The 11,328-nt window shown below is 33.6% G+C and carries 9 protein-coding genes; 2 read left to right on the forward strand and 7 right to left on the reverse strand.

The features are described 5' to 3' along the window. Positions 1 to 118: 118 nt before the first annotated feature. From FHL05_RS11735 to FHL05_RS11765, 7 genes are all read right to left on the reverse strand, one after another. Positions 119 to 1,099, reverse strand: a complete 981-nt coding sequence (locus FHL05_RS11735) for an SLAP domain-containing protein (protein ID WP_162000302.1) — start codon at positions 1,097 to 1,099, stop codon at positions 119 to 121. Between the two features lie 821 nt (positions 1,100 to 1,920). Continuing rightward, positions 1,921 to 2,718 carry an endonuclease/exonuclease/phosphatase family protein gene (locus FHL05_RS11740; RefSeq protein WP_153522790.1) on the reverse strand — a complete coding sequence of 266 codons (798 nt, stop codon included), beginning with the start codon at positions 2,716 to 2,718 and terminating at the stop codon, positions 1,921 to 1,923. Between the two features lie 421 nt (positions 2,719 to 3,139). Then, positions 3,140 to 4,663: a glutamate/gamma-aminobutyrate family transporter YjeM gene (gene yjeM / locus FHL05_RS11745; RefSeq protein ID WP_153386681.1), complete on the reverse strand. Its 1,524-nt coding sequence runs from the start codon at positions 4,661 to 4,663 to the stop codon at positions 3,140 to 3,142. Between the two features lie 42 nt (positions 4,664 to 4,705). Next, positions 4,706 to 6,136 carry a C69 family dipeptidase gene (locus tag FHL05_RS11750; protein ID WP_153386683.1) on the reverse strand — a complete coding sequence of 477 codons (1,431 nt, stop codon included), beginning with the start codon at positions 6,134 to 6,136 and terminating at the stop codon, positions 4,706 to 4,708. Positions 6,137 to 6,146: 10 nt separating this feature from the next. Continuing rightward, positions 6,147 to 6,473, reverse strand: a complete 327-nt coding sequence (locus FHL05_RS11755; RefSeq protein ID WP_153386685.1) for a heavy metal-binding domain-containing protein — start codon at positions 6,471 to 6,473, stop codon at positions 6,147 to 6,149. Between the two features lie 164 nt (positions 6,474 to 6,637). Further along, entirely contained in the window at positions 6,638 to 6,823 is a 186-nt protein-coding gene (locus tag FHL05_RS11760; RefSeq protein WP_153386687.1) for a CsbD family protein, read from the reverse strand. Between the two features lie 79 nt (positions 6,824 to 6,902). After that, positions 6,903 to 7,142, reverse strand: coding sequence for a hypothetical protein (locus FHL05_RS11765; RefSeq protein ID WP_153386689.1), 240 nt, complete (start codon positions 7,140 to 7,142; stop codon positions 6,903 to 6,905). 269 nt (positions 7,143 to 7,411) lie between these two features. Between FHL05_RS11765 and FHL05_RS11770 the strand changes: the two genes are divergently transcribed. Further along, a complete protein-coding gene (locus FHL05_RS11770) occupies positions 7,412 to 8,251 on the forward strand; it encodes a CAP domain-containing protein (RefSeq protein WP_153522791.1) in 840 nt (279 codons plus the stop codon). 507 nt (positions 8,252 to 8,758) lie between these two features. After that, positions 8,759 to 11,173 carry an SLAP domain-containing protein gene (locus FHL05_RS11775; protein WP_153386695.1) on the forward strand — a complete coding sequence of 805 codons (2,415 nt, stop codon included), beginning with the start codon at positions 8,759 to 8,761 and terminating at the stop codon, positions 11,171 to 11,173. Positions 11,174 to 11,328 lie beyond the last annotated feature (155 nt).

Here is an 11,328-nt window from a genome sequence, read left to right on the forward strand (position 1 = left end):
TGAATGGTAAAGATCCATAATTGAGGCCTGAAATTCGGCTGAAAATTTTTGAGTCATAGATAAGTTCTCCTTATTAATTTCACAATTTTAACATAGAGACCGTGTCCGGAATATCAGACTAACACCACTTTGCACCCTTTGAATCATATACAGCGGAATCATGTCTTGTATGTACAACGCTGTTGTAGTCAGGATCTTCTAACACAACACCGTCATCTTTTTTGACCCATTCATTAGTTGCAACACGATAAAAGACCTCACCATTAATGGTTTCTTCTTTGTCAACAGCCCAATCTGAATTTTCTGCAAGTTGACGATTTGAAACTAATTTGCCATCAATTGTGTACACATTAGTATTTGAATTAGTTACAAAGACGGTTTTATATTCAGAAGCTGGAGTTCTACCGTTTGCGTCTGTATTTGATGAACTATCGCTATCATCAGCTGGCAATACTACAACGTTTTTAGAAGCAATTTGTTGAGAACCGGCACCTAAGAAGTCATCAAAATCACTTCCGCCTGAGGATATAATTGAATCGTCACTTACAATAAGGCCTGATTGATTGGCTCTTGAAGCAAGGTAACGAACACTAAAGTGGAAAGTTACACCTTTTCCACCATTCTCCGACAGAGCATCATTAATTTGTGATGGTTTCAAATTCCCCTGGATACTTCCATCATTAATAGTGGCATAAGCAAAGATTCGATAATGATCAGAATCAAAGAAGATATTGCTTTGATCAGCATTATCATTAAATTGGCTGAAGAAATCTCCTTTAGCAGGATCTTCATTAGTGACTTCAAAAACATCTGTCTGTGGAGTCAAATTTCTAGCAAACAAATCATAAGTTTGATCAGTATTACCTACTGGATAAAATAAACCTATATAGTCCTGAGTTATTAGTGGGTTGCCTTTAGTAACTCTAAAACTACTCTTCATTTGGTTTTCCCATTTTTGTACATCGGCTTTTTGACTTGCACTAATATCAGCAGCTTCAACAGTCGTTGCGTTATCTGAACCAATAATTGGTCCTGCAATTGGTGCAACTGCCAACAATGCTGCTGCAGCAATTCCTACATATTTAATCTTCTTATTCAAAAATATCACCCTCCATAACATTTTTACGCTTCAATAATAGCACTTTAATTGTGCTTTTCCTTACTGATATAAAATGTTTTTAACTAAATAAATTTTATTTATATGAAAATAAATCCTATTATTTATTTAATTAAATATCTGTAAAAGTCTTTAAACATACAGTTTTTAATTCTTAATGATTAGTTTGAAAATCTATAATTTTCTTTGAAAACGTTTTATAAAAAATCGGAAATTATTTTTTGGCACGTTTTTTCTTTTACGACGGAAACTCTTATTTGATAAGTCAGAAGAATAATTCCAATAAAACATCATCTAACCAACTGTAAATAGTTTTGATTGATATGGATAAGGTAGCTATTATTTCGAAAGACAAGTGATTGACTTTTACTCGCTTGATAATAAAATCTTTCATTCCCTTTAGTAATAAATGAATTGCGTCTTCTTTGACATATTAATCCTTTCGTAATGTTATTGCGGATTCTGCCGAATAATGATGAAGTTAATTTAGTTCAACACTAACGGTTGATGGACTTATTTTTAAGTGACGAGCTATGATAATCTTATTAAAGACATTTATGGGTTTTTGTGTCTACTAGTAGTGTTTGGTTAAATTTTATAATTTGTGATACAAAATAAAAGCTGACAAATGAAATACAAAATTTCATTTATCAGCTTTTATTTTGAGGACTTCTGCCACAGTCCCTTTTTTATATTATTTGATTACTTTAGCAATTTAATTGAGAAAACCGATTAGCATTGATGAAATAGTGGATATTATAAATCATCGGGAAATACCTTGGTAAATACTAGCTGTAAAAGATTCAAAAATCTATATCTAGTAACAATTGTGCATGGTCTGGATAGCCTACTGTTTTACCCTCATAAGTAGATTTTTTGGAAGAAGGGGTTGTAAATGTCCAGTCATATCTTGGTTGTTTAACCTTCAATCCTTTAGCAAAAGCATGATCGTATTTTAAATTATTTTCAAGAGAGTACCCATATTTAGGTGTGTACGCGGTGAATCCCTTTTCATTCATCATATTTTTCAACATTTTGTAGTTAAAGTATCGACGTGCATTCTTGTAATCAGATAACTTGTCGTTTTCTCTATAAAAACCGTTATTAAAATCACCTACAATGATGATTTTTCCCTCTATTTTATTCAAATCTAGTTGATGAAGTAAATTGACTGATTGTCGAGCTCTGTCTTTAAAGTCATGATTAGTCTCAGCGTCTGTTTTGTATTGTTTTGTATCTACTCTTATCCTTGTTCCTATGATATTTATGGACTCGTTATCTTTCTTTAACTGAACGCCAAAAAAATTTGGTTGCATATCATCAGTGCTTGGACACAGATTAAATACTTGTTTAATTTCAATATCCTCGCTCTTTACACCGATTAAAACACCGTTTTCACGTGTTTTAGTCAAATTTGAAAAAGTAATATATCCAAGTTCTTCTAGGTTTTTACTTAATCTACCAAAACTCAAAGTATATTCTGTAAATACAATTATCTCGGAATTATCTTGTAAATTTTCAGAAATAAAATCCGCAGCATTGTCAGTGATGTTGCTAGACCTTCCGTTTATATTCCAACACACTACCTTCATAAAATCCATTACTCCTTTTCGTTAATATTTTTAGATAATCACTTACTATTTAACTATGGGAAGAATATTTCTAACCACACATTTTGTTATATTTTTAATTTTATAAAGCAAAATAAAAAATAATGAGTTGAATTTCTCCGTTGATATAATTATTCCTCTATAATCTCAAACATACATATCTTGAAATGTATACAAAAACCTCCTAGACAAACAGATTTTTATTATTTGATCTGTATACCTAGGAGGTAGTTTACTTGTTATTTAATTATTTTCTTTTTTGAATGGAAACCACTAGACTTAATAAAATTAATCCTATCCACTTCTTTTTCTTAAGTCTGATTTTCAATAAAGGCCAACTAAAAATAATCAGACTATAAATCAAAAAAAACAGATGTTATCAAAATTAATCGATAACATCTGTTTAATTATTTTAGTCAGTAACTTCTGAATTAACTCTCTTATTCTCTTTATGTTCATAACGAGCATATAAAGTAAATCCGACGAGTCCGAAGACGACTGGTCCGATAATTGTCCAAAGAGCATCTGTGTAAGAACCTTCCATAATTGGTTGTACCAACGTGAAGATAATCGCAAAAGCTAATACTAAGAAGACAATTGTGGAGACGGTCCACATGATTTTCTTATTCTTATAGAATAAATATGGTTTTTCAATGTCTTTATTCATATTAAAGAATGGATATGCACCAACTAAGAACAAGTATGGAACAGTAGTTGAAACATTAGCCATCAATGTCAAAATGTTATAAAGTGCTTTCGCATTCTTACCACCCATATCAACAATCAAAATCAAAACGATAACAACTGCTGCTTGAATCCACATTGCATTGGCTGGCATACCATGTTTATTTAACTTAGTAACCTTTTCAGGCCAGAAATCTTTTGGCGTTCCCAAGACAAAGGATTTCAATGGTGAATAAATCAAAACAAAGAATGCACCCATATATAGGATGAACATATCAAATCCAGTGAAACGAGCGAGCCACTCACCTAAAGTAATTGCAGCTGCACTTCCTAATCCGATATGCGTACCAAAGGTATATCCAAGATTACTCATCATAACATAAGTAATATTACCTAAGTTGACGTTCCCTTTTGCAACAACGGCATTCCAGTTTGCACTCATACCCCAACAAAGAATCGTTAGAGAATATAGCAAAGTAATAATACCAGCAGAAATCAACACACCACGGGGAAAGTCTTTTTTAGGATGCTTCATACTATCTGTCACGCCACCAACGGATTCCATACCACCGTATGCAAAGATTGCATAAACGATGAATGATACCATTCCGATTGGTGATGCAAAAGCAGGATTAGCAGAATGGATAAAAGTATCCAAACCGTGAATCGGTTCAGCAGTGTGAAAACCTGACATGAACAAAACGGCCAAACTCAAAATAAAGAAGATACCGTTTAAAGTAATTGTCATGATTCCACCGAAGTTAGATACTTTAGAAATCTTATCCATACCTTGTGAAGCTGTAAAAGTAACAAAAATAATCCACAAAACAGCTAAGATACCGATGACCTGTGTAGCTGAAAGTCCAAACATCCCCCAAGTTTGCGTCGTATCATGACCCGCAAACATGGTTGAAAGTGGAATCCAAACTTTTGAAGAAGTTGAAACTAACCAAACTTCCCAAGATGCTAACCACATGAAAGTACCGATAAAAGCCCACTTAGCACCAACAGCTCCATCAATCCAAGAATAAATCCCACCTTTTGCTTCATTAAAGGCGGAACCGTACTCTGCCATCATAAATCCTACTGGTAAAAAGAAGAATAACGCAGCAAAGACATACCAAATAATACTTGCTAATCCCATCTGTTCATAAGCAACAGTAGTATTAGCGAATCCAAAAATCGCCGTAAAGATCATCATAATCAAACCAAATAATGTGATCGTTTTTTTCGGCGCGTTACCATCATTCATTTTATAAACCCCTTATTTAATTTTCAATGTACAAATTTAAACTTATAAATTCATATCTGTCTTAAAGTTTAGAGGTGAAAAATCAGTCGAGTCCGTAATTAACTGAGCGATTAACTCTTTGTAGCCATCTAGTGAAATCTTACTCATTTCAAATGATGCTTCTGTTAAATAATTAGGTAATTCCTCATCATCTTTGCTCAAGGCTGCTTGATCAAAATCATGCAACTTTTTGCGAAGCGTGATATTGATCTCCTTTTGCTTAGCTTGAAATTCTTTTCCAAGTTCTTGATAGTGACCGTCCAATAAAACTCCGGCCAATTTGTATGTCCAATAGGCTGACTCACTGTCATATGGCAATTCGCCTAGTTTGTACTCTTCGGGAGTATCTGTCATTCCCAAATAAAATGGTACATAGATACTTTGCGATGCTACTCCCATAGCTACCCATTGCACACAAGCAATCTCAGGTGCCATTCCAGGTCTAATTTGCAAGACGTGGGACTCCTGAGTTTTTGCTAAACTAATTGGACGATAACGTTTATTGTTCTTTGATTCATTTAATGGATCAAATTCAGTTTTTTGATAATGCGATGACAAATAATCTTGTGCATCATCGACACTCAACAAACGATTAGATTTTTTGATAAAAGCTAAATCTTCACTTTCAGGACTTTCATCAGTCTTTCCTGAAAATTGTTGTTGACCCCACCAAACACGGGGCGTGCTGTATATTTCATCTGATAAATCTTGTGTTCCAAAAATTTCTCTAAAATTAAAAGTCTTTGGTTTGAGATTTAAATGATTTTTTTCAACAAATTCTTTAATATCCGATTGATACAAAAAGTTATCTGTATCATCAAAATCAATTTCTTGAATAGCCAATTGGTTAGCAACAACGGCATAACTATCATCGGGAATCCGTTGTGCTACCCAATAATGACCTGATCCACTTTCGAAATACCAAACTTCATCTTGATCAGAAAAGAGGACTCCGTTAGTTTCACAAGTTCCATATTTTTCAATAATCTTACCTAATAATAAGACACCCTCACGTGCAGTCTTAACATATGGCAAGACAACTGTAATCATAGCTTCTTCACCAATACCATTTTCAACAAGAGGATCGACGCCTAAAACACGCTGATTTGAATAAGCACTCTCTGTTGCACTCATTCCAACGCCGTATTCGTTAAAACCATCCTCTTCAAATAATCCTTCTTTAAAGGTCCATTCAGGAGTGGCAGAATATTTATAGCGAATTTTAGGTAAGTCCATTTGAAAATCATTAGCCTTAGAAACAAATTTTTGTTCATCGGTAAATTCTTTATGGTCATGTATGACGAAGTGTTTTGGCCAAGATGCTTTGGCATCTTCATTTCTACCTATAATAGTAGAACCATCAACAGTAGCTTTTTTACCAATTAAAATACTTGTACAAGCAGATAAAGAACTTTTGTTGTACTCTAATGCCATTTTATTCACCTTACTTAAATTTTACTGCGGTACCATACGCTGCAACTGTTTCCATATCTGCACTGATCGAATCAGAATCAAATCTCATCATTACAACTGCATCGGCACCCATATCTTTAGCATTTTGTCGTAAACGATCAATTGCTATGTCACGAGCTTCGGTCAACAATTCTGTATAAGCCTTAATCTCTCCACCAACAATATTTTTAAAGCCGGCACCGATATTCTTGACGACATTTTTTGATTGTGTAGTTAATCCAAAAACTTCACCAATAATCTCGTAATCATGATCAGGGATATGTTCAGTTGTAGTCACCAATATCTCGCTTCTCTCCATTGATTCACCTCACAAAAACATTTATTTCACTCCATTAAATAATGTAACACATTGAACCCTGTAATTGGTTATGTAATTAATATTAATATTAATATGATTATTTTATATATAAAAAAAGCTACCACATTATATGGTAGCTAATCTCAATTCAAAAATTTATATACTTATTTGTCAGTCTTTTCGTTAACTTTCTTAGCAACCTTATCGACTGTTTCATCAACTTTATCTTTGGCCTTACTCATTGCTTCTTGAGCTTTACCTTTTAATTCTTTCTTGTCGTCTCCTGAAGCTTCGCCAACTGCTTGATTTGTTTTACCTTTAATCATATCTTTTTTGCTGTCAACACTCATTATAATAAAACTCCTCTCATCTTTTTCTACTTAAAATATAGCAAGCAATTATAAGAGTAACAACAATTTTGCTCTATTTTTAATAATTTTTGAGCATATCCTTAAAATAATCCAAAGTAACATCAAAAACTGGTTTCAAAAATGCCAAAACCATTAATACTAAATCAACACCTAATAATTTTAGTAACCAAGTTACTGACATTGAGGTTGTAAAATGAAAATATAATGCGAACAATCCTAAGAAGACTGCCACAAAAACAAAAATATAAGTGAATACTAGTCCAATCAAGTCTTCTGATTCAGTTTCTTTATTTTTCATGATATTTCCCTCCTCGAATAAATGTTACAAGTTTCATCGATTCCTTCTTTGTTAACGCTTTCATTATAACATTTTTAATTAGATGGGAGTAAATTTGAACTAGAAAAACAATTTATAATTTCAAAAAGATTTAAATTTATATAATCTTTTAGAAAAAAATTATAGCTTTACATTTGATTATTATCTCAATATCTCTTATTATAGTAGAGATAAATGATGAGATTAAAAACTAAATATATGATATATTGTCCATTTCGGGGGTCAATCAAATGAAATTATCTAAAATTATTACTTTTTCAGCCGTATTTTTTGCTATGTCTAGCGCTTTTGCCGTTTCACAAAAAAATGTCGATGCATCAACCGTTGCTACTACTAATGCCAGTGGTATTGCAAGATTATATAATAAAAATGACAAAGTTATCACCAATCGTGCTCTAGCACCTAATACTAAGTGGGCCGTTGGTAATGTCATTACAGTTAATGGAGAAAAATTATACCAAGTCGCTACTAATGAGTACTTAAAAGCTAGTGCTTCCAGCCTTTCTGGAGATGCTCCTGTTGCCGCTTCAAGCACCACAGTTACTACTGAATCACAAAGCAGTACTGGTGAATATACTCCTAACTTAGCCAAGATCAACACTTACTTTGCTGAATACGTCAACGCTTTACACCAAGCTAATGGTACTGGCAGCGTCAACGTCTCTAATAGTGTTGTCGACTATGCTACACAAAGAGCTGACCAACAAAACGGTAACAATCTAGATCACAGTACAGCTACTAAAAATATGTCTGAGAACCTTTCTGGTGCCGGATTTAATTACATAACAAAAAAAGCCGGAGCTACCTCCGACAAACAAGTTGCTTATTTCTTATTAAAACAATGGTACGATGAAGACAATAACGTTGATCCAATGGGCACAGCTGGCCATTTTGGTCACCGTGCTGCATTGATTTACGCCGGTCCTAATATCGGCTTAAGCATCAACGCAAAAAATTCAGCTTTCGAAGCTGATTGGAATGTCGATGATATTACTGCTCAAAAGAAACTTTACAACTATACTGGTACAAATCCTAATACCAAGTTTATTTCTGAAGATGCAATTCAATAAAATCAATCCTAATAAACTCGTCGTAGACCGCTTCTACTTCGAGCTTATTTTTTTTTGCTATTTTTTATACTGTCATTTGATTTAAGTCTAAAAAAATTGATGAGATTAAATTAGTTTCGGGAATCAAATGAATTACTTTTTCGGTCGTATTTAACTTACATAAAGGATTATACAATCTGTCGAGTCAGGTGAACATTCAAGTTTTAAAAAAATGTTTTACAAAAAGTGAATCAGTATTTATTTTATAAATCTTTATTAATTCTTAATATGAAACGTTTTCCTAAATATCGAACCGTTTCTTTATTTTTTTCTAAAACCCTTACCCAGCAATGATTATGCAATTTTTTGAGATATATACCATTCCGGATTATAAAAAATAAATTTTCAAATTATGAATATCTTAATGGCGATAATGACATTATAATTCAAAGTGTAGAGCAAGTGAGTTAAGAAATTTATTTGAAACAAATTTAAAAAATAAATACGGGGAATTGCGAGGTATATATCATGACTATAACAAAAGTAAATGTTAAAAAATTCAATAAGAAATTTATTGTTACTGCATTAGGGGTTGCAGCTTTAGGTTTTCAATTAATGCAAACTAATGATGTTAAAGCTGATGATACCGCTGATTCTAAGACCGGCGATGCAGCCGATGAACAAAGTAACATGCAAACTAAGAGTAGTTCCGTTGCTGACAGCTCAAGTATTCAATCTAATAGTAGTAGTAATCAATCACAAAATGATACTGATACAACAGATAATACTCAACAATCGACTAACAATAATAATCAAGAACAAGCTGGCACTGATACATCAAATATCAATCAAAACAATAGTAATCAAACACAAAATAGTACTGATGCCACAAATGATGTTCAAAATTCTAACGATGACAATAGCGAACAACAAGCTAATACCAATAGCAACAATCAAGATTCAAACACAAATGGTATTCAGGCAGCTAGTGCTAATGTCACAACAACAAGTAATAATGATGCATCATCAAATGACAGCACAAATGATGGTTCTAACCCTGAAACAGACACTGAGAACAATACTGCTTCTGGAGAAGAAACAGATACTGATGCTACAACTAATCAAAATTCACAAAATGATGTTGCTGCATCGTCTAACATTATGATTCAAAATCCTGCTGCAAATAGAGTACCTAACGATTATAAAGATCCTGTTAAAGCTAATGTTTCCATGACTGCAACAACTGATGAAGGTTCGATTACTTCTGAAAATACGGACGAAGATAAGAATGCTTCAGTGGTTGTTAATAAAGATGCCCAGACAACACTTAATTTTACAATTGCTACTGGTGATGAAAGTGCAAATGAATACAATGGTATCTTTGAACTTCCAGCTTATAACGATACAGCAACCAATAAAACACCAATTGTCGTTGACGATTCTTTTGATCCATCAACAATGATTACAGGCGTTCCCGATGGTGCCTTGGTTACTTATTTAACTGACAAAGGTTATGAGACCCTTGAAGAATTAAAGAATGATTCAGATTTTGAAATGTCAGATTTAAAGGCAATTAAAATTGATAGTAACTGGGAAACATTAGGACCTAACCAAGAAATTAAAATAACCGTTCCACTAAAGAATACTGATACAAGTGAGCATCAATTAAATACTATTAACCCAACTATTGAGGTTGATTCATACACAGTATCTTACTTTAGAACACAATCACTTAATGCAACGTATAAGAACATGGACGATTCTATCAAACAGAGTGACCTTACGGGACAATATCCTGCCGTTACTGTCAACGATTTAGGCGTTTCTTATACTGCTGCTGACAAAGAAATCCAAGATAAAATGCCAACATACACTGGTGGCAGTGACATTCAAGTTAATAACTTCACTCCTTCAAATAAGGATGAACTTACTGACGCTGATAAAAGCGATTGGACTTATGGCAGTCACGCTTATGTAAATCTTGTAAGTTCTGGAATTACACAAATTGCAAACACTGATGGATATTCTGTTCTGCTCAACGCTGATGGCAGTCAACAGACACAATACGACTATGACAATATTGGCAACGGAGTAACCATAATGGCCAATCCTAATAATTCCGGTGACGATTCATCAACTAATACTATTAAAGGTATTTACATTTCTTTAAGACATGTCATTGACGCACAAGACAGCACTGCAACAGTTGGACAAGATTGGTCTGCCGCCGATAATTTAACTTCTGTTCAAGATAACGATGACAATGTCTTAACTGGCGATGATGCAATCAATGCAGTAACAACTTCAATTGACGATCCCGATAGTGTACTTAGTGATGGAAAAGTCACAAAAGCTGGTTCATTTGATGTCACATATACATATAATCTAAAGGATGGTACAGCTATTACTAAAACTGTCACAGTTACTGTTGACCCTGTAAATAGTGGTTCTAGTTCATCAAGTTCAACTTCTAACACAGGCTCTAATACAAGTTCAACTACTGATCCTACAGAACCCGTAATTTCACCTGATTCACCTGATAATATCAATGATCAAGTACGTCTAGTTTCAACTAATCCCGATGACGGAATCGTTTCACTTTACAAACTAGATACTACAGAAATTACTAACCGTCGTTTAGGTACAGCTACTGACTGGTACAGTGATAAAGATATGAGCTTTGCTGGAGATACATATTATCGTGTAGCCACAAATGAATGGGTAAAAGCCTCAAACGTTTATGTTTACGAAAATAATAAAGTTGTTGTCCAAACTAAGAACAATCAACAACTAGTTGATTCCAAAGGCAATGTTGTCACAAACCGTTCTTTGATTGCCGATTCCGATTGGTACTCAGATCGTATCGCTCAAATCAATGGCAAGGATTACTACCGTGTCGCTACTAATGAATTTGTTCCTGTTGATGCAGTTACAGTTTTATAATTCAAAAAAGTAGTAGTACAAAAGATTAAATTATGGCTGTTCGTCAAATTAAGTTGATGGCAGTTTACATAAGCAGTTAGATCATAATTGGTCTAGCTGTTTTTTATTTGGCTGACGAGCTTGCTCGGAGCCAAAAAATTTGAAGATTGATACGC

The organism is Companilactobacillus halodurans, assembly GCF_009600995.1.
Lineage (GTDB): Bacteria > Bacillota > Bacilli > Lactobacillales > Lactobacillaceae > Companilactobacillus > Companilactobacillus halodurans.

Bases quoted from the DNA above. Each gene is read 5' to 3' on its own strand.
- FHL05_RS11740 (WP_153522790.1), bottom strand. From the start codon at position 2,718: ATGGATTTTATGAAGGTAGTGTGTTGGAATATAAACGGAAGGTCTAGC.
- yjeM (WP_153386681.1), bottom strand. From the start codon at position 4,663: ATGAATGATGGTAACGCGCCGAAAAAAACGATCACATTATTTGGTTTG.
- FHL05_RS11750 (WP_153386683.1), bottom strand. From the start codon at position 6,136: ATGGCATTAGAGTACAACAAAAGTTCTTTATCTGCTTGTACAAGTATT.
- FHL05_RS11755 (WP_153386685.1), bottom strand. From the start codon at position 6,473: ATGGAGAGAAGCGAGATATTGGTGACTACAACTGAACATATCCCTGAT.
- FHL05_RS11760 (WP_153386687.1), bottom strand. From the start codon at position 6,823: ATGAGTGTTGACAGCAAAAAAGATATGATTAAAGGTAAAACAAATCAA.
- FHL05_RS11765 (WP_153386689.1), bottom strand. From the start codon at position 7,142: ATGAAAAATAAAGAAACTGAATCAGAAGACTTGATTGGACTAGTATTC.
- FHL05_RS11770 (WP_153522791.1), top strand. From the start codon at position 7,412: ATGAAATTATCTAAAATTATTACTTTTTCAGCCGTATTTTTTGCTATG.
- FHL05_RS11775 (WP_153386695.1), top strand. From the start codon at position 8,759: ATGACTATAACAAAAGTAAATGTTAAAAAATTCAATAAGAAATTTATT.